We start from the raw sequence: 20,604 nt of genomic DNA, 5'->3' as shown, positions 1-20,604 counted from the left end.
CTTATAAAAGGTCCTTTGCAGTCTGCTCGTCTGTAATCAGAATTCGGACAAAACCTGCCAAAAGGGCTGCTCTTATGATTTCAACTTTGTCAGGGCCACCTGCAACACCTACGGTTACAGCTCTCTCTTTTAATTCATTTAGCGGTGTGGAGATAAGACGTCTGTCAAGCTCGGCATCAACTATCTCACCGTATGCATTGATAAAATGTCCAAGAATATCTCCGACAGCACCAATGCGCTTTAAATAGATAAATTCGTTATAGTCAAAAAGACCATTGTTGATAACTGTGGCACCCTCATTAAGTCCGCCTAAACCAAATACTGTCATGGATGAAGTTTTGCCCATCTTGTTAATCCACACAGCATCAGGATGTTTCATCAGTTCATCTTTTAAGGTACTGCTTGAAACGAGCAGTGGGGCCGGATACAGATACAGTTTGGCTTTGAAAATATCGCTTCTGGTATTTGGCAGATAGCAGTTGACACCGCCTGTAAGAGAAATGGCAGACCAGGAGCTCTGAGATCCAGCGGCCAGGGCATTTACTGTATAGGATACTGTATTGCCATAGCCTATTGATATTACAGAATCACTCTGCAGACGCATATTAAGCCAGTTACTTGCAGCAAGGCCTATAATTTCATTAATGCTCTTAGAGTCTTTGGGGGTAGGGACAATAAAGGCATCGTCAAGCTTGTATTTATCTGAAATAGATATTTCAAGATCGCTGTGCGACTCTTTGGTTTTATTGATGGTAAAAGTAACAGTGTTAAGCTCTCGTGCTTCCTGCATAAGGCTTACCACTTTTAGTCTTGATATAGAAAAGCGCTTTGCTATCTGTTCCTGAGTTAGGTTCTCAATATAGTAGCACCAACAAATCTTCTCTATCAGATTACGATGTGAGTTTTGTGCACCCATAAAACCATTGCCAATAATATACATTGTGTTACTTTTAGAATATATGCACAAAAGTTTAGTATATGAACAGATGTATTTCAACTTTAAATAGTGAATATTTTTTTATTTTTTAAAAATGAGATCAATGTCAAAACTAGCTTTTGGAAAAAGCGATAAAAAGTCTTATATTATATTTATATTAAAAAGTTGTTAGTATTAACTTTTGTAAGGGAAGGTTACTAATGAGCAGTAAGTTACTAGAGGCACAAAACATTTATAAAAGCTTTGGCCTCAATCAGGTACTCAAAGGAATATCCCTGTCTGTTGATTCTGGAGAGGTTCTGGCTATCATTGGAGGCAATGGTGCCGGCAAATCCACATTAATGAAAATCTTCATGGGTATATATCAGCAGGACACAGGAGATTTTTTAATCAACGGCACCAAGATAGCAGGTGGCAACTCACCTACAAAGGCTATGAAGTTAGGAATTTACATGGTTCCACAGGAGCCTTTGATTTTCCCTCATATGTCAATTCTTGACAACATTCTTATAGGTTTTGAAGGCAAACGCTCAGATCTTGTTAAAAAGTTAAAGGATGTATATGAGCAGATTGAATGCAAGATAGATTTAAATCGTCTTGGCATGTCTTTATCTATTGCCGAACAGCAGATGGTTGAGCTCATGCGTGGTCTGATGCGTGAGAGCAAAGTCCTGATCCTTGACGAGCCAACATCAGCTTTAACTTTTGATGAGGTAAACACCTTATATAGAATAGTGCGCGATCTTAAAGCCAAGGGTATTGGTATTATCTATATTACCCACCGTATGGCCGAGGTTTTTGAGCTTGCCACATCTATTGCCATTATGTCAGATGGCAAAATCACACTGCACGGTCCAACCTCAGAGTTTACCCGTGAGATGCTGGTACAGGCTCTGTTGCCTAAAAACACAGAAAAGACACCTAAAAAAGAGGTTGGTGCTCTTGAAAAGAAAATTATTGATGCCATGCCTGTGCTTGAACTTGAGAATTTCTCTGGCTATGGCTTTAAGGATATTTCATTTAATGTCTATCAGGGCGAGGTGCTTGGTATTGCAGGTGTAGTAGGTGCAGGTCGTACTGAACTTGCCATGACTATCTTTGGCAAGGAACAGCCATTGGGCGGCACTGTAAAACTGTTAAAACACGATATCACAGGTCTATCCACACCTGAGGTTATCAAGGCCGGTATCAACTATGTGCCAGAGGACAGACGTCTAAACGGTCTGTTCTCAATTGCATCAGTTGCTGCCAATACTACATCGGCACTGCTCAATTACAAATTGACCGGCAACACTCTGTTAAAGACAGATGTTGAGAACAATATTACAGACAAATACATCAAGGATTTTCGTATCAAGGTCACCTCACGCTATCAGGAGGCAGGTTCATTATCAGGAGGCAATCAGCAGAAGATTGTTATTGCAAGAGCCTTGTCAACCATGCCAAAGCTTGTGATTCTTGACGAACCTACCCGTGGTATTGACGCTGGTGCCCGCGGTGATGTGTACAGCATTATTGAGGAGTTAAAGAGCAAGGGTGTATCTATTGTTCTTATCTCATCAGATATGGAAGAGATTATTGAGCTTGCCGACAGAGCCATTGTTTTCTGCCGCGGCCGTATTTCAGCTGAACTTCCAAAAGAAAGAATCAATCAGCAGGAGCTGACTTCAGCCTCCTTTGGTATTGTCAACAACGACAGTCAGGTTAAGGAGTAGTACATGCTAGTATCACTGTTAAAACGTTATGAGATAAAGGCTCTTGGCTTTTTAATCGCCATGTTCTTAGGTGTGGGTCTTGTAAACCCATCCTTCCTCTCAGCCGAGTCCATAACCAATTCATTTAATGACTCTGTTGTATTTACACTGCTTGCGGTCGGTGCCGCCTTTGTAATTTTAACAGGTGAGATTGACGTATCAGTAGGTGCAGTTTTAGGTCTTTCATCTGCTGTGGGCGCTTCTGTGTTGCGCGACGGCGGCTCCGTGTTTGAGGCCATGTTCTATGCTCTGAGCACTGGTGCCTTTGTTGGTTTTATCAATGGTGTAGGTGTTGCCGTACTTAAAGTGCCTTCACTTATCTTTACCCTTGGTACCTACGGTGTGGCTCGCGGTGCCATCTATGTATATACAGGCGGTGCCTGGGTTGAGAATCTTCCTGCTGCCTTCAAGGCTGCATCTCATGCCAATATTGCAGGCTATCTGACTGTTTATTACGCACTTGTGGCTTTACTGGTTATAGCTGTACAGTTGCTTTTATCCTATACAAGAAAAGGACGCAACTTTATAGCTGTAGGTGACAATGCCATGGGCGCTCAGCTTGTGGGTATTTCTGTGGTACAGACAAAAATCTGGGCATTTGTACTCTCAGGTTTATTTGCCTCACTTGCAGGTATGATTTTCGCCTCACGAATCGGCTTTATTACACCAATGGCCGGTAATGCCTATGAAATGAAGGCCATTGCCGCATGTGTACTTGGTGGTATATCCCTCTCAGGAGGTTTAGGTACAGTAATTGGTGCTGCCATAGGCGCTGTAATCATGACCTCAATGACAAGAATTTTAGTATTCCTTGGCTTCTCTTCAAATTATGACAACACCATTACCGGCATTATTCTGATTGCTATTGTGGTTGTAAACACTGTGCTGCAGAACAGAGCCATTGTTAAAAACCGTCATGAGATCAGCCTTAAGAGAATCGCTCAGAGCGTAGGTGGAGGTAATTAAAATGAGACGCTGGGAATTAGCCTTATTTGCGCTGCTAGTTATTGAGATTGCAATATTTGCAACTGCAAATCCAAAATTTTTAATGCCGCGTGTTATCTTCGGATCAATTAACGACATTATTCCAATCTGTATTATTTCACTGTTTGTGACCATGGTTATGATCACAGCCGGCATTGATATTCAGGCTGGTGCCATTGTTGGTCTGTCATCCATTATTCTTGGTGTGATGTGGCAGGATATGGGCATGAATATATGGATGGCAAGTCTGTGTGCCATACTTATAGCAGCTCTGTGTGGTCTGGCAACAGGATATATTGTGGCCTATTATCAGGTACAGCCTATGGTTGTAACCTTAGGAGGCAGCTTCCTCTTTACAGGTCTGGCTCTGCTTGTGTCAACTATGTCAGCTACAGAAAGCTACAAGGGTATCAGTGGTTTTCCAGACAGTTTTGGCGCCCTGGCCTCATACAGATTGTTTAATATGATTCCTCTGCAGGTCATTATCTTTTTGGTACTGGCTGTTATTGCCTACTACATCCTGCACCGAACCAAATATGGAAGAACAATATTCTTAATTGGTATTAATCAGAAAGCAGCTGAATTTTCAGGCATTAATACACGCCGTATCATTATGTCCACCTATGTGCTGACAGCTATGTCTGCAGCCATTGCCGGAATTATACTTACCTCATATCTTGGTACAGCAAAAAGTGATCTAGGTGCAACCTTGACACTTCCTATAATTACAGCTGTGGTTTTAGGTGGTACATTAATGACAGGTGGCAAGGGCAGTATTATAGGAACAGCTCTGGCTGCTGTAATTATCGGCGTACTCAAATTCGGCCTGCCTTTATGTTTTGGCGTGAACATGCAGTATCTTGATATACCTGTAGGCCTGCTACTTTTAGTGGTGGTCTGCGCCAGAGCTGTAAGTCAGCGTCCTGAGGTAGTGGCTTTCATGCACAGACTGGTGCATAGAAATAAAGCCTAAGAGTTGTGCTGTATAGAATTTAATTTATTTACCCATAGGAGGGTTTGTATATGAATAGTTCAAAGTGGTTTAAAACTTCACTTTTAGCAGGTGCTCTGGCAATGTGTTGCGCTTCATCAGCTTTTGCAGCTGAGAGCGTTGAAGGCAAGACTGTTGCCTTTGTACCAAAGCTCACAGGTAATGCCTTCTTTGAGTCAGCTAATGCCGGCGCTCAGAAGTATGCCAAGGAGTGGGGTTTTACCGTTGAATATATGGGCAGTCCAAATGCCTCCGTTGCCGACGAGGTTAATGTTATCAACCAGGCAGTAGCCCGCGGTGTTGATGCTGTATGTGTATCTTCAGTTGATGCCACAGGTCTTAACAAGGTGTTAAAGGATGCAGCCCGTGACGGCGTTACTGTTGTAACCTGGGACTCAGACGTATCTGAGGACAGCCGTACTTTAATGGTGTCACAGGGTACTCCAGATATTTTGGGCAAGATGTTAGTTGACATGGCTGTTGATTCACTCAAGAACAGAGGTGTTGATCCAAAGGCCAAGGCTGTTAAGTATGCATGGCACTACTCACAGGCAACTGTAGCTGATCAGAACTCATGGCAGGTTGAAGGTGAGAAGTACATCAAGGCCACTTATCCAAACTGGGTAAATGTTGCTCCAGATAACTACTACTCAGAGCAGGATGCTGAGAAGGCCGTATCAATCGGTGCATCAGTACTTGAGGCACATCCTGATATCGATGTAATTATCTGCAACGACTCAACTGCTCTTCCAGGTCAGTTAACTGCCGCTCAGAACAAGGGTCTTGATAAGAGCAAGATCTCAATCACAGGCTTTGCCTCACCTATGTCAATCAAGAACTTTGCTAAGGCTGACATCATTGATCAGTGGGGCCTCTGGGACTGCGGTATTCAGGGCGCTATGGGTACATACCTTGCAGCCTACATTGCAGCTGGCAATGAGGTAAAGGTTGGCGACACCATCGACATTCCACAGATTGGTTCAGTTAAAGTACTGCCTAATGATTCATTAGTTCCAGGCGCCAAGACTGCTGAGGTTAACAACGGTGTTGTACTGCTCCCTGAGAGATTGGTATTCACCAAGGAAAATGTAGACAACTACAACTTCTAATTTTTATTTATCAAAGCAGATAGTGCCAGGATCTGGCACTATCATTAACAGGAGAAAAACATGGCAGATTTAGACGGTTTAAAAGTAGAGCACGATTATCACGTTGATGTTCCTTTTGCCAATAATAAAGGTTTTTATGTAAAAGGTGCCAATGCTCTTGACTGGGGTATGAAGAAGCATCTGGCCAATATATTCTGTCCTAAGAGCGGCAATACAGTTATGTTTGCCTTTGATCATGGCTATTTCATGGGCTCAGTCTCAGGACTTGAGCGCCTTGATCTGACCTTACCTCCTCTTATGCCATATATTGATGTACTCATGGGTACCCGCGGCGCATTAAGAACCTGTGTTGATCCTTCATGCCGCAAGGCTATTGCCTTAAGAGCCACCTCAGGTTCATCCATGGTTCAGGATGATCTTTCACAGGAAGTGCTGGCAGTTGATATGGAAGATTGTGTACGCATGAATGCTGACTGTATCGCTATTCAGACCTTCGTAGGAGCTGATGGTCAGTTATCATCATTAGATAATCTGTCACGTGCTGTAAATTTAGGCCAGAGATTCTCTGTACCTGTTCTTGGTGTGGTTGCTGTTGGCAAGCAGATGGAAAGAACAGACAGATTCTTCAAGCTTGCAACCAGAATGCTTGCCGAGCTTGGTGCCAATCTCGTTAAAACATATTACTGCGACAACTTTGAAGAGGTTGTAGCTGCATGTCCGGTACCTATTGTTGTTGCCGGCGGTAAGAAATTATCAGAGCAGGATGCTCTGACTTTAGCCTACAACTCAATCAAGGGCGGTGCCAAAGGCGTGGATATGGGTAGAAACATATTCCAGTCACTCCACCCTGTAGAGATGATTCAGGCTGTACGCAAGGTTGTACACGAAGGCTTTACTGATAAGGAAGCTTTTGAATTCTATACAGATCTTATCAACAAATAATTTCTGTTAAGGTAAGTTTTAAAAGGGCACTCTGGTGCCCTTTTTGCATTTGTGCGCGAGGCATGCACACTTTCCAATGGGTGAAAGTCCCTAGACCGGTAGCAGAGACAAGGTCAAAGCCGAACGCTAGACGGACACCGTGAGGTGTTGGTCGGAGGGAGCGGGCTAGCATAACTCAACGAGCTGACGAATAAAAATCAGATCAGGCATCAATTCGTAGGTGATTTTGCAATACAAGAAGTAGCCTAAATTCTGCCGTAAATTTTGGTGTATATCCTGCGGTGATAAGTTAAAGGAAGATATAGCTTACCCTTGGAGGTCTGTATGGTGAAAGCCATGCAGAAGTTGTATGAGGCCATAGTATGTCGTGAGTATCGACGAAGGGCTAAAGCATCAAATATGTCAAATGAAGTAGAACCCAATCTAGTTGAAATCTGAAAACACGGACACCACGAAGCGGAAGTAGCCTTAGTAATGGCAAGATAAGCTGGTGGAGACTAGCTAGGCAGGGATATAGCAACAAAGTAGCAGAAGGACATGGTAACTTTAGAGCAAATACTTTTCGTATGAGAACATGCTGAATGCCTGTAAAGCTGTAATCAGAAATAAAGGATCAGCAGGTATAGACGGGGTCAAATGCCAAGATCTTGTTAAATGGTTTTACGACCATCCATACATTGTCTCAAAGTCCATAGAGGATGGCTCGTTCAAGCCGTCACCAATAAAAAGGGTGTACATACCTAAAGACAATGGGGAAAAACGCCCACTAGGCATATCAACGACTGTTGATCGTACTGTGCAAAACGCCATAGCAAATAAGCTCATAGAGCTATATGACCCGAAATTCTCGGACAGTAGCTTTGGCTTTAGGCCGGGGCGTGGATGTCACGGTGCAGTAAACAGAGTTCTCCAATACGCCAATGAAGGCTACATCTATGTGTAGACATGGATTTGGCAAAGTTCTTTGATACAGTAAATCACAGTAAACTATTGCAGGTCCTATCCAACGAGATAAAGGACGGAAGGGTAATATCGCTAATTCACCGCTATCTGAGGGTGAAAATAATAGACGGAAACAAAGCAATCAAGAACAAAGTCGGACTCCACCTGGGCAACAATTTCTCACCGGTCTGTGCAAACATCCTCCTAAACGAACTCGACCAAGAGCTTGAAAAGAGGGGCGTCAAATTTGTAAGATATGCTGATGACTGCATGTTGTTTGCCAAGAGCGAGAGGGCTGCTAGGAGAATACTAGAAAGCACAACTAGGTTCATAGAGAAGAAACTCTTCCTAAAAGCAAACCTGGATAAAACTAGCGTTGGAAAGCTTGGTTATGACACAAAATTCCTAGGCTTTGAATTTCGCAATACAAAAGACGGATGGACCACTGTGCTTCACAAGAAGAGCAGAAAGAAATTCGTGGAAAAGATGCGGACTATCCTCACTAGGAGGTGCCCCAAAGGAATCGAGAAGACACGCAACACCTACAATACCTTTTTGAGAGGCTGGTATCAGTACTTTAAACCTTGCATTAGTAAGTCCACTATGAAAACCGAAGAGCAATGGATAAGAAGGAGAATACGTCAGATACTCATTGTGGCATGGAAAAGGAACTACACATGCTACAAGAACCTGTTAGGGTACACTAAAGGTAAACAAGAGGAGCACTGTCGTATGGTAGCTTTCTCCCACCTAGGCAAATGGGCAAAGGCGAAGCACTCTAATTATATACTGACAAACAAGCTCCTACATAGGGAGCTTGGATGGCAGTGTGTCGCTGACCTTGTAGAGGGATATACAGTACAAGATCAGTATTTTGTTTAATGGGAAAGCCCACTGCTATGAAGTGGCACGGTGGGTTTGACGAGAGGGGCGAAAGGGCCTAAAGCCTTTCCCCCTACTCTACTTTGTAGTAGCGCCAATTCTTATTTCCACATAAAGAGACTTTAGATAAGACAGGAGATGTAATGCACTAAAAGCTGTCTGTCTGTAATGTAGAGTCTTATGTCATAGTGATATATATCCTGAGACACCCTGAGGTGATGATACTAAAGAGGTAGGCAGCACATTATGTCTGTATATGTACTATAAAGATAATATAAGGCCTTACCTTATAGGATGAAACATAATATGCACTGCAATAAAAAAGGCCATGAACATGTCATAGCCTTGCTTAGTATCAATTAATCTTGAGCGTCTCTCCGTTATCAAGATTCTTAATCTTGACATCAAGCTGATTGAAAGGAATTTCAATGTTTTCTTTGGCAAAACGTAGCAGAGTCTGAGTGCTCAGATAATCATAAGTACCCTTTCTGTCTGCAATCTGGTTTACAAAGACCTCACACATAATGCTTACGCAGCTTGCATCAAGGCTCTTGACATAGATGCGAGGAGGCTTGTCTGTTGCAAGCGTTCGACAGCTTTTAACAATCTGTGTCAGGATCTGCTTGGCCCGTACCACATCAGCATCGTAGGCCACACCTACCATAAACTCAAGCATGGTTACAGTGTTGGTCAGAGACCAGTTGGTCAGTGCAGAGGTAATAAACTCACGGTTTGGAATTACTACCTCTTTGTTATCAAATGAAATAATGGTGGTGGCACGTATTCTGATACGGTTTACTGTTCCAGACAGACCATTTAGAGTAATGATGTCGCCTACACGGATCTGTCTTTCAAAGAGAATGATAAGACCTGATACAAAGTTGGCGAAGATCTCCTGCAGGCCAAAACCAAGACCCACAGATAAAGCAGCCACCAGCCACTGCAGATTATCCCAGCTGATGCCAAGGGCACTTGCGGCAAAGATAATACCTAAAGCTGTAATCAGATACGAGGTAATAATCTTTACTGTATAGCTTGTGCTCTTATGCCCTATGGAGAATTTGAGCATAAACAGACGCTCAAGCAGAGGCGGCAGGTTTCTGTTAAGAATTACCGAGACTATAAGGATGATTATAGCTGCAGTAAGATCTGCAAGAGTCAGTGAAATAGTAACAATCTCCTTGCCATCAACCACAGACTTTGAGGTCCACAGTGATATGGTATCAAGGAAACTTAATACGCCGGCCAAATCACTCCACTGCAGATACAGAAGACATGCAGTACCAACGAGTAGGAATATATTTATAAGTTTAAAGGCCTTGGTATTGATAAGCTCAAAGCGTAGCTGTTCAATTTTATTGGTCTTGTGACGCAGTGTTGACAGATCCGGTAGTCTGCCTTTGATATTTTTGCTGTTGCGGCGTGACTCCTCTTCAGTTTTGTTCTTTTCTAAAAGCTGCTTTATCTTTGAGGTGCGCAAAAGTTTGATTTCAGCTACATATAGCTCACGGCGTATGAGATTTGATACCAGCACATAGAGCATACATATATAAAATGTATAGGCAAAGCGATTAATCAGTTTGATGGCCGTATAGTAGTAGCCAAGTGAGAGCATTATGATTAAAGACAGAGGTACGGTAATGGCAAAGATGGACTGTACCCAGTCTTTAAACTGCAGATCCTCATTTTCAAACTTGGTCTTTAATGTCTTTAAAATAATATAGGTCAGATACAGACAGGAGCTGTACACAATCAAAAAGCCAAAGATATCAGCCGAAATTTTTATAGGCTCAATCTCTCTGATATTGGCAATGGTCAATACAGGAATAACTGCAAACCAGACTTTATCAATAAAGGCCCTTTGCATGACAACTTTATCAGGCGGTGTACTAAAGTGTCTTTGCGACAGAGAGTTGGTGCGCAGTATTTCAAGGAAGAACAGGAACACCACAACGTGCAGAGCCAGCATGCCCATGACGCGATAGTGTGATGTAGGATTTTCAAGGGCTGTATAGATAATAAGCGAGCCTATGATAATAATCAGCACTGCCTTTGGAATAATTAAAATAAATTTATTAAACAGGGCAATAGGAGTGACAAGATAGCCGTCTGTGGCCTTGTCAAGACGCATGGCAAGTTTATTGTCTATTCTGACTATATAGCGGCGGATAAAGGATATAAAGCCGCCAAGCAGCAGCAAAGGAATAACTACAGGTAGCAGTATATTGTCAGCATTGCTGATAAAACCATCTGAAAACAGCGTAGTCTTGATAGAAAGCAGCTGCAGTTTTATGGTTGTAGGCAAAGATACGATAAAGTCTCTGCCAAGAGGCAGATTTGAGGCCAGCCAGAACAAATGATCATTGATGAGGGCTGATACCTTGTTTTTTATATCTATGTACTCATTGTAGTTGAGCTTTAATTTGATAGCCAGAGTCTGTGCCTCTGACAGGCCCTGATAGAGCTGATCATAAAGCACACGTCTTTGACGCACTATACTCTCAATCTCTGTCTTGTGATCTTTAAGAGTAGGGTTTTCCTTGATGACATTATCTACATAGGAATTAATGTCAAAAATATTGTCTCTGAAGTTTCTAAGATCATACATCCAGATATTGAGATTAGGTATGAGCTCATCAAGATTGAATGATATCTGAACAGACGGAATCTCACTTTGCTGACGGTTTAAAAGACGCGAGAGAATAAGTGAGCCGTCAAGCTGATTGAGCTGTTCATTGAGGTTTTTCTCAATCTGTTTGACAGAGGCCAGGGCATTTTCCACATCAAGAAATTCCTGACGCATTCTGACATTGTCCTTAAGGCGGTTGTCAATGTAGTTGATAAGAGCCTTGTTTCTGTCAAACTGTGCCTTAAGGGCAGGAATGGACAGCAGCTCTTCATTTGCAGTTGGTGATTCATTGATAAGATTATCAGATATTATCTCATTCTGCCTGGTCTGCAGTGAGCGTATGTAATCTGTCAGATATTTATTTTCCAAAGACAGAATCTTGATTCTGTAATTTGATACATCCTGCAGCTGTGTTCTGTAGTTTAACTGCTTTTGTAAAAAGAGATTTTCAGCCTCAAAGTAGACTATTTTGGTTCTGACAAGCTGTATTTCATACTTGGACAGAGGCTTGGTCTCTGTAAGCTTCATATTGAGAGCATTTAGCTCATTTGTATTCTGAGTAATGATATCCTGGGCTTTATTTGGCAGTGACTGATAGTTTACATATTCACTGTTGGCCTGGTTGAGATTTTCCTGAACCTGCTTTTGACGGCCTGTAAGTTTATTAAGCTCCTCTGTTATCTCCTTTTCGGTAAGGTCTGAAACAGATGGGGGCTCTTTTGAGTACTGTTCATTGGCCTTGCCAAGCAGTTTCTCATATTTTTTAATCTGATTTGGCAGGTTTTCTATGGAGTCTGAAAAGCTTTTTTCATTCTCATGCAGAGTTATAAGCTTGTCATAATAGCTGTCAGTCTGTCTTAGAGTATTTATCTGCGACTGCTTGGCCTCATCAGACAGTGCTCCTTGTGAGTTTATCTCTTCAATATACTGCTCAATCTTTTTGCGCTCGTGTTCAAGGGCTGTCACATTCAGCGAGGTGTGGCTTAAAGGGTCTGTTACCTCATCATTTGCAATGACATCAAGCTGCTGTGTACTGCTTGTGATATTTTCTGTAGCGTTTGCCTGTGCACACAATACAGTGGCAAAAATGGCAAAACATAAAAAGCGCAGACTGTTGAGCATAGTTTTCCTAAAAATCATGATATATTAAGGCTATATCGTCTTTTATATAATAAATGCTGGTAAGAATAAAGAAAAATACAGTATAAAGATGAAATTAAATCTTAGTTTTATCACAACTGAGGCTTTTTCTGTAAAGACGATGAAAGACTCAGGCTGAAAAGAGATGTAACTGCCGTATCAGGTATGTTTTAAAAAGATAAACCTTCGTTTAAGAAACAATGGAATTGAGAGTGTAAATAAAGGCAGGCTTAAGTCTATACATTTATAAAAATTAAGTGTATAATTTTGCACGGGCGAAAAGTCCTGTAGAGATTACATACGGCAAGCCTCTCTTTAAAAGCTAAGATCAAAGATAAAGTTACCCTGTCAAAGCCTAATATAAGACGAGCTGCTCTCTGGGTTTTACATTTTATGTGAAGTGCATATATTTTATTGCATTTTATGTAAATTATATGTAAAATACGCCTCCATTATTGCCCTTAATGGGCTTACTGTTTATGAATTTTTTTAACGCGGGAGCAAACAGCATCCTGCAGTTAACCGGAGTTTGAGCTATGTACGCGGTTATATTTTGCGGCGGTAAACAGCACAAGGTCTCCGAGGGCGACGTGCTAAGCGTTGAGCTCCTCGATGCTGAAGCTGGCAGCACCATTGAATTAGACAAAGTTTTATTACTTTCAGATGGCACTAACATCAAGGTTGGCGCTCCTTACGTTGAAGGTGCAAAGGTTACTGCTGAGGTTTTAGGCGTTCACGGTGGCGAGAAGATTAAGATTGTTAAATTCCGTCGTCGTAAGCACCATCAGAAGGTTACTGGCCACCGTCAGTGGTACACAGATTTAAAGATTACCGGTATTGCCGGTTAGGAGTTAGGAATAAATGGCACACAAAAAAGCTGGCGGTTCCGTTCGTAACGGCCGCGATTCCCAGGCTCAGCGTTTAGGTGTAAAGCGTTACGCTGGTGAGTTAGTTTCAGCTGGCAGCATCATCGTTCGTCAGCGCGGTACCCACTTCCACCCAGGTGAGAACGTAGGTATCGGCCGTGATGATACCTTATTTGCCAAGAAGACTGGCAAGGTTCAGTTTGTAACTCGTGGTCCTAAGGGCCGTAAGTTTGTACAGATCGTTGAAGAGCAGGTTGCTTAATTCAGCTTGATTTGTAAAAAGGCCCCGCATCAGCGGGGTTTTTTATTCATAAAAACCTCTTTCCCTTATATTTTCTATATACTAGACATATATCTTCTTTAAGCTAAAAAGTTCAGTCCCCTGGAGGTATAAAAGTGAAATTCGTAGATGAAGCCACAATCCGAGTAGAGGCTGGAGACGGCGGTAACGGCTGTGTCAGCTTTCGCCGTGAAAAATATATCCCACGCGGAGGCCCAGACGGTGGCGACGGTGGTGATGGCGGTCATGTCTATTTCAAGGCTGACAATAATTTAAATACACTTGTTGACTACAAATTCACCAAATTCTATAAGGCAGGACGTGGCGAAAACGGCTCATCTGCCGACTGCACAGGTGCCCGTGGCGAGGATATTATTCTCAAGGTTCCTGTAGGTACCCGTGTCTCTGATGTACAGACAGGTGAGGTGCTTGGCGATTTAAGAGTGGAAGGCGAGATGCTGTGTGTGGCACGTGGTGGCCGTCATGGCTATGGCAATACACATTTTAAAAGCTCAACCAACAGAGCTCCACGTCAGAAAACCAATGGCACTCCAGGCGAGAAGAGAGTACTTGAGCTAGAGTTGCTGCTTGTTGCCGATGTTGGTCTTTTAGGTATGCCAAATGCCGGCAAATCAACATTTATCAGATCAGTATCAGCTGCAAGACCTAAGGTTGCAGATTATCCTTTTACCACACTTATTCCAAATCTTGGTGTGGTCAAGAGCACTGATGGTAAAAGCTTTGTTATTGCCGATGTGCCAGGTCTGATTGAAGGTGCCTCAGATGGTGCCGGTCTTGGTCATCGTTTCCTGCGCCATTTAGAGCGCTGTCGAGTGCTTTTGCATCTTGTTGATATTCTGCCTGTAGATGGCTCATCTCCTGCAAGAAATGCTCAGATTATTGAGTCTGAATTAAAAGAATATGCTCATGATCTGTATGAAAAGCCACGCTGGCTGGTGCTTAACAAGATAGATCTTGTAAACGAAGAAGAGGCCAAGAGTGTAGAGCAGGAGGTTATTGATGCCCTTGAGGTTAAACCTGAGCGCGTCTTTAGAATCTCGGCTCTTAACAAGAGCAATATCAATGAGCTTATCTTTGCTGTGCAGGATCTTGTAGATGAGATTAAACAGCGTGAACTTGACGCTCTTAACACCAAGGCAGATGTGGCCAGAGAGTCAGAAGAGTTCGTGTGGGCTGAGCCTACAGTTAAGCATGCTCCACCTGATGTTGTTGATGAGGACTATGAGCCTGAAGATGACGGCCCTGAATTTATCTACAGGAACTAGTAATGGCATCAGTTGAAATAGTAGTGGCTATAGCCAGGAATTTTGTTATTGGCAAAGATAAGAAAATTCCCTGGCATTTAAGCGACGATCTTAAGCATTTTAAGGCTGTAACTGTTCCTCATCCTATAGTGATGGGGCGCAGAACCTTTGAGTCTGTGGGCAGAGTATTGCCACAAAGAGAAAATGTGGTAGTAACCAGAGCTGCAGATCTTGGAGTGCATGATGAGCATCTGCATCTTGTCCCATCTTTACAGGCGGCCATTGAGCTCTTTAAAGACAGTGAAAAAATAATGATTACAGGTGGTTTTGCACTGTACAAAGAGGCTCTGGCATTGACTGATGTTATACATCTGACACGTATAAACAGAGATTTTGAAGGGGATACCTTCTTCCCTGATTTTTCACATTTAAATTTCAGACTTGAGAACAAGACTGAGCATTTTGCACCCGATCTTGAGTGCAGCTACAGTTTTGAAACCTGGGTAAGATAAATAATTAAGGCAGATTTCTCTGCCTTAAATTTTATGCATTTTTAATCTCAGAATAGCCTACAGATTTTACCGAGAAGATCCTGTCATCATCATAGCGCCAGGCAGAGAGTCTGTCGCCCCAGACACAACCAGTGTCCAAAGCTATAACATGCTCCTTTTGACATTTAGCTCCAAGGGCCGCCCAGTGTCCAAAGACAACTGTATACTGCTTGTTTTTGCCACGACCGATATCGCCCAGATCAAACCATGGATACAGCCCCTGATCTTTGACCTGTGAGGGGGCAATAGCCGAGTTTTTAAAATCAAGAGTACCTGCCGCATCGCAAAGGCGCATGCGGGTAAAGGCATTTAAAGTAAAGCGCCACAGCGCCAGACCCTGCATACCAGGAACATAGGCCTCAGGTGTGTTGCCATACATATTAAGTAAAAGGATCTGACGTTTTACATCATCTTTTAAAACAGCAGATAATTCCTTTGCGCGTCTTTTAGCATCGGCAAAGGACCAGAGAGGGTAAAGGCCTGCATGACATACAGCAAGCTGCTTTTGCTTGTCCACATGTAAAAAAGGCAGAGAGCAAAGATACTGTACATACTCATGACGGCGCTGTGAGTTGAGTAAAACCTCAAGATTATCTTTAGCACGCGACTTGACAATGCCTGCCTCTACTGCAAGAAAGTTTACATCGTGATTGCCCAGGGTGGCAGTGGCGTGATCGCCAAATGACATAATAAGATCGAGTGTTTTATCAGGATATGGTCCACGGCCTATAAGATCGCCGGTAAAGATAAGATAGTCTTTTTGAACATTGAATTCTATTTTGCACAATAGCTCTTTGAGCTCATTGTAGCAGCCATGCACGTCGCCTATACAATATGTTGCCATCTTGATTTAAATGCCTGATATTATTAGTGTATAAAAAAGATAAATTCAATTTTAAAGCATAGATGTATATTTGTGAATAATTACAAAAGAAAGAATAGGCCTTAGCTTGTTATAATAATGCTACTCTGATACGGAAATTTAACCATGCCTCTTATAAATAAAAGTTTTATTGCAGACAGGCTGATGCCGGCCATTGATATAGAGAAATTTATCTCACAGTATCTGCCTTTGAAAAAATCAGGAGCTCAGTCATTTACCTGCTGCTGCCCTTTCCATAAAGAAAAGTCACCATCATTTACTGTAACCCCGTCAAAGGGCATGTTCTACTGCTTTGGCTGTAAAGAGCATGGAACTGTGCTTGATTTTATAATGAAATATAAGAATTTAAACTTTGTGGAGGCGGTGCAGGAGGCAGCACAGTATGCAGGTTTGGAAGTAGTGTATGAAGAGGGCGGCAGTATAGACAAAGAACAGCTTGGTCGCTTTAATCTTTATTATGATCTCATGGATAAATGCGCCTCATTCTTTACCTCATGTCTGTATCAGAACCGCGAGGCTCTTGAGTATTTTGCCAAAAAAAGAGGTCTTAGCGAGGAGACTATAGTCAAAAGCAGGCTCGGTTTTGCTCCAAATTCCTATGAAAACTACTTTAAAGTCACGACAGGGGATAATGAGGCCTATACTAAGGCACTTGTAGAGCTTGGCATGCTCAAGTTATCAGAGAAGAACAATCAGCCTTTTCCTATGTTCAGAGGCAGAGTCATAATACCTATACTTGATATAAAAGGCAGGGTTATAAGCTTTGGAGGCAGAACACTTGGCGATGAAAAGCCAAAATATCTTAATACATCTGAAAGCCCAATCTTTAAAAAGAGAAAAGAGCTCTTTGGCCTGTATGAGGTGCTAAAGGCCCACAACAACAGACCATCACGTATAGTCATAGTCGAGGGCTATATGGATGTTATTGCCCTAAGACAGTATGGCCTTGATATTGCTGTAGCCTCACTTGGTACAGCCACTACAGAAAATCAGCTAAGACTGATGTTTCGCTACACTTCACAGGTTATATGTCTGTATGATGGTGACAATGCAGGACGCAAGGCTGCAGAGCATGCCTTTGAAACTATTACGCCTTTTATTGATGCCACTATGGATATGCGCTTTGCCTTTTTGCCTGCAGAACATGATCCTGACTCATTAGTCAGAGAAGGCGGAGCTGATGCTGTTAATGCCATTTTAGACAGCTCGCAGTCCTATCCTGAATTTTTAATCAAAAGTCAGCAGCAAAGATTTAATCTAAGCGATCCTTCGCAGATGGCGATTTTTCTAAACTCATGTATTGAGATTATTGGCAGAATTACAGATGATGTATTGTGCACTATCTGTATCAGACTTTTAGCCTCAACCCTTAATATTGAGCAGAGCGTGCTCTTTTCTATGTTAAAGCAGAAAAGTGTCCAGAAGCAGAATAATGCTTATACAAGGCAGGAGAGTGAAGTTAAAAAGGAGGATAGCAGGGATTTGCTCAACACTCCTATGCGCCGTCTTATTGCTTTTATTCTGCAGCAGCCTATGGTGGTACAGACTTATTATGAAAAATATCGTATCAGTGAGTTTGTATCCTTGTGCTCTAAGGCTAAAGTCAGAGGAGTAGGTGAGCTTGAATTTTATCTTTCATTAATTCACAGGGATAATGCTGTAAGTACGGCAGCCATTCTTGAGAGTGTCAGAGAGACAAAACGTGAAAGAACAGTAAGAGCTTTAGTTGATGTGTTATTTATACCTAAAAAATCAGATGGCTCTGAATTATCAATTGAAGACAGAGCCGAGCTGTTTTTCAAGCTTATTGCTCAGACTCTCTATGGGGCATTATCTGACAGAGTTGAGAGTTTAAAGCTTATGGGCAATAACATAAGTCAAAAGCAGTTAGAGGAGATGTTTGCACTAAACAAGATTATTAACAGGCGCTACAATTAGCCAAATAGCCTTGCTATGCCCTTATATACAGAAGAGCCTTGTATTTAAGTAAAATAATCTCTTTACTCACATAGGCTCTTTATGTATAATACGTGCACACCAAATATGTGGCCCATTAGCTCAGTTGGTTAGAGCAAACGACTCATAATCGTTGGGTCTCCCGTTCGAGCCGGGAATGGGCCACCACTTCTCAACCACAATCCCTTGATTATGATTTTTAAAAGACCCTAAGATCGCACACCAAACATACCGAGAATCAATCTTAATTTCATGACCAGAAGCCGGCCGCCGGACGCGACCAGATCTTCTTTTTTTATCTATCGTTTAAAGCTAAAACCCTCTTCTTTGGCATATGCTGCACGTGTCAGCGTATCTAATGGCTCAATGCCAAATGAGCGTATTAACTCAGACTGCCTTTTTAATATTCCTCCAGAGAATATTATAGATCCATTTTCTTTATCAATAGTGGCCTCTATAGCCTCCAGAGAGCGCAGTGTGCCTCTAAATGAGTTATGACAAAGCTTTACAGGATGCAGATTGTTTTTAATCTGCTCTTTATTAAAGACTTTATTAGCCTCGAGCATTTGTCTTTGCACCTCTGATGCAAGAGACAGTATGAATACTTTGGCATTTACTGTCTTATCGGTGGAGGCATTGAGTGTAGAGCCTCCAAGCTCGCCTTTAATGATACTATAGCCCACCTCTACATTATTTCTCTGCGCATATATTTCATTTGCCTCAATAACATTATCCACACAGTCAGAAACCAGAACTCTGGTGGCTATTTGTCTGCATAGCCTTGATATGGCATAGTATCTTGGGTAATAGCGTTGTTGAGGCTGCTCCTTTTTGTCAAAAGAGGAGTCAGTGTCTGCAACCTCATCACTATATTGAAATAAATCAACGAGCTTGTCTTTTAAAAGATTGGTATGAGCGGCAGTAAGCTCAGATGGCTCTTTACCTGCAATAACCTCCTGCCAGTTGCTGGCTATATCATAGGCATCATTGAGCTCTTTGATTAAAACCCGATATTTATTCATGCTCTCTTCATATATCTCGCGGGAGAAAATAAAGTGTACATACAGATTTTTCTCTTTTTGCCTTACAGGCTTGTAAGACTCATTATTTTCTCTTGCCATTTTACTTAGAATCTTCTGTGTATAAGACCATGGGAGCTGTATAGTCTTTCCTGCAAGCAGTTTAGGAGCAGTGTCTGTAATATCTGCGCTACTGCTAAAAACCAGACCCCTGTCTCTTAGCAGATCGCGTGATATTGCATCTACCTGCTCTTTGATAAGTTTGCTCTTGGCTATATTACAGTTGCACACAAAGGATATATTATGCTCAAGCATGGCCGAGATATTGTTGATAGACCAGAATCCCCTGTCACAGACTAAAGATATATTGTCGCCGGCGCCTCTGTCCACAAGCTGCCTGCATACTGACTCCACAGTCAGCACATCTGTAATATTGCCTGCATATGTAACAGTGGAAAACAGCTCATGTGTGCTCTGGTCAACCAGTGTTATAAAATTAATAACCTTGTTGTCTGTACCGCTTTTAGATTTGCCGTACTGTGCCTTAGTCAGGCAGTTGCCGGCATTGTCTACGTTAGTACCATCAAGAGCCAGAAACTGCATGTGCTTATTGCCATTTTTCTTTTTATGATACTGAGTTTTAAATTTGGCAAACTCATTTATAACGCCGTTTTCATCTATGTATTTATACAGTCTCTGTATATGATCTTTATAAGAGTTTATATCTAAATCAAGAGCGTGCTCTCTGACAAAAGCCTCAATCTCATAAGATATAGATTTAATACCCTTGGACAGACAGGTCATTATCATGTATACCAGCAGGATGTATTTGTCATCAGGCATAATCTTTTTAAGGATATTAAATGATGGCATCTTATCCATAAAGGATTTGAGCAGATAATAATCGCCAAACTTACGAGCAGTGCCGCAGGTCTTGGGGGTAGCAGAGCCAGAATTTCTAGCAACAGAGGCCTTGGTGCGTATGCCAGGTTTAGATGGATTTGCTTTAATATCATCCAAAATATCCTGAGAGTCGGCTAGTTTTTGTTTTATTTCCTTGATTTCAGCTTCTGAGCGTCTTTCGTACTCAAACTTTCCCTGCCCCACACGTATAACCTTCCATGGAATAAACTCAGGATTTTCAGAGAGAAAGTTAATATTAAAAACACACTCACCAATACCATCTTTGCTTTTGATAGATCCAATCTGAGTTGGTGCCACACGGGTTGAATAGCCTTTTTCAGCATTCCATACAGATTTCCCCTGCAAGAGAGCATAGGCATAGGTTCTCTTGCTGGCAACAACGTTCTTGAAAACTGGGTGATTTTGATTCTTATCTTTACTGGCCATGATGTCCTCCTATTGGGTAAATCGTACCATAAAACAAGAAAAAAGTCAAGGCATTTAGAAAAATAATTCAAAAAAAATTTGATTGATAACAAGGAATTTTTGGTAGGATAAAGAAAAATAAAAA

The 20,604-nt window shown here is 42.0% G+C and carries 16 protein-coding genes and 1 tRNA gene; 13 read left to right on the top strand and 4 right to left on the bottom strand.

The window, feature by feature from the left end:
* Window position 1: 1 nt before the first annotated feature.
* Window positions 2-940: a sugar-binding transcriptional regulator gene (locus DRZ93_RS11480; RefSeq protein ID WP_113743504.1), complete on the bottom strand. Its 939-nt coding sequence runs from the start codon at window positions 938-940 to the stop codon at window positions 2-4.
* Window positions 941-1,137: 197 nt separating this feature from the next.
* Between DRZ93_RS11480 and DRZ93_RS11475 the strand changes: the two genes are divergently transcribed.
* The 7 genes from DRZ93_RS11475 (at window position 1,138) to DRZ93_RS13905 (ending at window position 8,541) form a co-directional block, all read left to right on the top strand.
* Complete coding sequence (locus tag DRZ93_RS11475; RefSeq protein ID WP_113743505.1) at window positions 1,138-2,652, top strand: sugar ABC transporter ATP-binding protein; 1,515 nt, start codon at window positions 1,138-1,140, stop codon at window positions 2,650-2,652.
* Between the two features lie 3 nt (window positions 2,653-2,655).
* A complete protein-coding gene (locus DRZ93_RS11470; protein ID WP_113746644.1) occupies window positions 2,656-3,657 on the top strand; it encodes an ABC transporter permease in 1,002 nt (333 codons plus the stop codon).
* A gap of 1 nt (window position 3,658) precedes the next feature.
* Window positions 3,659-4,648: an ABC transporter permease gene (locus DRZ93_RS11465; RefSeq protein WP_113746643.1), complete on the top strand. Its 990-nt coding sequence runs from the start codon at window positions 3,659-3,661 to the stop codon at window positions 4,646-4,648.
* 50 nt (window positions 4,649-4,698) lie between these two features.
* Window positions 4,699-5,775 carry a substrate-binding domain-containing protein gene (locus DRZ93_RS11460; RefSeq protein WP_113743508.1) on the top strand — a complete coding sequence of 359 codons (1,077 nt, stop codon included), beginning with the start codon at window positions 4,699-4,701 and terminating at the stop codon, window positions 5,773-5,775.
* A 60-nt stretch (window positions 5,776-5,835) separates the two neighbouring features.
* On the top strand, window positions 5,836-6,717 hold the full coding sequence (gene lsrF, locus DRZ93_RS11455) for a 3-hydroxy-5-phosphonooxypentane-2,4-dione thiolase (protein ID WP_113743509.1): 882 nt from the start codon (window positions 5,836-5,838) through the stop codon (window positions 6,715-6,717).
* Between the two features lie 574 nt (window positions 6,718-7,291).
* Window positions 7,292-7,660 carry a reverse transcriptase family protein gene (locus tag DRZ93_RS13910; RefSeq protein WP_113746619.1) on the top strand — a complete coding sequence of 123 codons (369 nt, stop codon included), beginning with the start codon at window positions 7,292-7,294 and terminating at the stop codon, window positions 7,658-7,660.
* Between the two features lie 2 nt (window positions 7,661-7,662).
* Window positions 7,663-8,541, top strand: a complete 879-nt coding sequence (locus tag DRZ93_RS13905; protein ID WP_113746642.1) for a reverse transcriptase domain-containing protein — start codon at window positions 7,663-7,665, stop codon at window positions 8,539-8,541.
* 355 nt (window positions 8,542-8,896) lie between these two features.
* On the opposite strand, the gene DRZ93_RS11440 is transcribed toward DRZ93_RS13905, so the two are convergent.
* A complete protein-coding gene (locus DRZ93_RS11440; RefSeq protein ID WP_172458228.1) occupies window positions 8,897-12,292 on the bottom strand; it encodes a mechanosensitive ion channel domain-containing protein in 3,396 nt (1,131 codons plus the stop codon).
* A gap of 554 nt (window positions 12,293-12,846) precedes the next feature.
* Between DRZ93_RS11440 and rplU the strand changes: the two genes are divergently transcribed.
* From rplU to DRZ93_RS11420, 4 genes are all read left to right on the top strand, one after another.
* A complete protein-coding gene (gene rplU, locus DRZ93_RS11435; protein WP_113743511.1) occupies window positions 12,847-13,158 on the top strand; it encodes a 50S ribosomal protein L21 in 312 nt (103 codons plus the stop codon).
* 13 nt (window positions 13,159-13,171) lie between these two features.
* On the top strand, window positions 13,172-13,438 hold the full coding sequence (rpmA, locus tag DRZ93_RS11430) for a 50S ribosomal protein L27 (protein ID WP_113743512.1): 267 nt from the start codon (window positions 13,172-13,174) through the stop codon (window positions 13,436-13,438).
* Window positions 13,439-13,572: 134 nt separating this feature from the next.
* On the top strand, window positions 13,573-14,742 hold the full coding sequence (gene cgtA / locus DRZ93_RS11425; protein WP_113743513.1) for an Obg family GTPase CgtA: 1,170 nt from the start codon (window positions 13,573-13,575) through the stop codon (window positions 14,740-14,742).
* Window positions 14,743-14,744: 2 nt separating this feature from the next.
* Window positions 14,745-15,233: a dihydrofolate reductase gene (locus DRZ93_RS11420; protein ID WP_113746640.1), complete on the top strand. Its 489-nt coding sequence runs from the start codon at window positions 14,745-14,747 to the stop codon at window positions 15,231-15,233.
* A 31-nt stretch (window positions 15,234-15,264) separates the two neighbouring features.
* On the opposite strand, the gene DRZ93_RS11415 is transcribed toward DRZ93_RS11420, so the two are convergent.
* Complete coding sequence (locus DRZ93_RS11415) at window positions 15,265-16,116, bottom strand: symmetrical bis(5'-nucleosyl)-tetraphosphatase (RefSeq protein WP_113743515.1); 852 nt, start codon at window positions 16,114-16,116, stop codon at window positions 15,265-15,267.
* A gap of 144 nt (window positions 16,117-16,260) precedes the next feature.
* Here DRZ93_RS11415 and dnaG point away from each other — a divergent pair, with 144 nt between their 5' ends.
* Window positions 16,261-18,093 (top strand): DNA primase, encoded by a 1,833-nt coding sequence (dnaG, locus tag DRZ93_RS11410; RefSeq protein WP_113743516.1) that lies wholly within the window; start codon window positions 16,261-16,263, stop codon window positions 18,091-18,093.
* A 109-nt stretch (window positions 18,094-18,202) separates the two neighbouring features.
* A tRNA-Ile gene (locus DRZ93_RS11405) sits at window positions 18,203-18,279 on the top strand.
* 131 nt (window positions 18,280-18,410) lie between these two features.
* Here the strand turns inward: DRZ93_RS11405 and DRZ93_RS11400 are convergent.
* A complete protein-coding gene (locus DRZ93_RS11400; RefSeq protein ID WP_113746639.1) occupies window positions 18,411-20,480 on the bottom strand; it encodes an IS1634 family transposase in 2,070 nt (689 codons plus the stop codon).
* Between the last annotated feature and the right edge of the window lie 124 nt (window positions 20,481-20,604).

Origin of the sequence: Anaerobiospirillum thomasii (assembly GCF_900445255.1) — a bacterium.
GTDB classification, from domain to species: domain Bacteria; phylum Pseudomonadota; class Gammaproteobacteria; order Enterobacterales; family Succinivibrionaceae; genus Anaerobiospirillum_A; species Anaerobiospirillum_A thomasii.
Note: the sequence above shows the minus strand (reverse complement) of the source record. Positions and strands in the feature narration are given on the sequence as shown.

Bases quoted from the DNA above. Each gene is read 5' to 3' on its own strand.
- DRZ93_RS11480 (WP_113743504.1), bottom strand. From the start codon at position 940: ATGTATATTATTGGCAATGGTTTTATGGGTGCACAAAACTCACATCGT.
- DRZ93_RS11475 (WP_113743505.1), top strand. From the start codon at position 1,138: ATGAGCAGTAAGTTACTAGAGGCACAAAACATTTATAAAAGCTTTGGC.
- DRZ93_RS11470 (WP_113746644.1), top strand. From the start codon at position 2,656: ATGCTAGTATCACTGTTAAAACGTTATGAGATAAAGGCTCTTGGCTTT.
- DRZ93_RS11465 (WP_113746643.1), top strand. From the start codon at position 3,659: ATGAGACGCTGGGAATTAGCCTTATTTGCGCTGCTAGTTATTGAGATT.
- DRZ93_RS11460 (WP_113743508.1), top strand. From the start codon at position 4,699: ATGAATAGTTCAAAGTGGTTTAAAACTTCACTTTTAGCAGGTGCTCTG.
- lsrF (WP_113743509.1), top strand. From the start codon at position 5,836: ATGGCAGATTTAGACGGTTTAAAAGTAGAGCACGATTATCACGTTGAT.
- DRZ93_RS13910 (WP_113746619.1), top strand. From the start codon at position 7,292: ATGCTGAATGCCTGTAAAGCTGTAATCAGAAATAAAGGATCAGCAGGT.
- DRZ93_RS13905 (WP_113746642.1), top strand. From the start codon at position 7,663: ATGGATTTGGCAAAGTTCTTTGATACAGTAAATCACAGTAAACTATTG.
- DRZ93_RS11440 (WP_172458228.1), bottom strand. From the start codon at position 12,292: ATGCTCAACAGTCTGCGCTTTTTATGTTTTGCCATTTTTGCCACTGTA.
- rplU (WP_113743511.1), top strand. From the start codon at position 12,847: ATGTACGCGGTTATATTTTGCGGCGGTAAACAGCACAAGGTCTCCGAG.
- rpmA (WP_113743512.1), top strand. From the start codon at position 13,172: ATGGCACACAAAAAAGCTGGCGGTTCCGTTCGTAACGGCCGCGATTCC.
- DRZ93_RS11420 (WP_113746640.1), top strand. From the start codon at position 14,745: ATGGCATCAGTTGAAATAGTAGTGGCTATAGCCAGGAATTTTGTTATT.
- DRZ93_RS11415 (WP_113743515.1), bottom strand. From the start codon at position 16,116: ATGGCAACATATTGTATAGGCGACGTGCATGGCTGCTACAATGAGCTC.
- dnaG (WP_113743516.1), top strand. From the start codon at position 16,261: ATGCCTCTTATAAATAAAAGTTTTATTGCAGACAGGCTGATGCCGGCC.
- DRZ93_RS11400 (WP_113746639.1), bottom strand. From the start codon at position 20,480: ATGGCCAGTAAAGATAAGAATCAAAATCACCCAGTTTTCAAGAACGTT.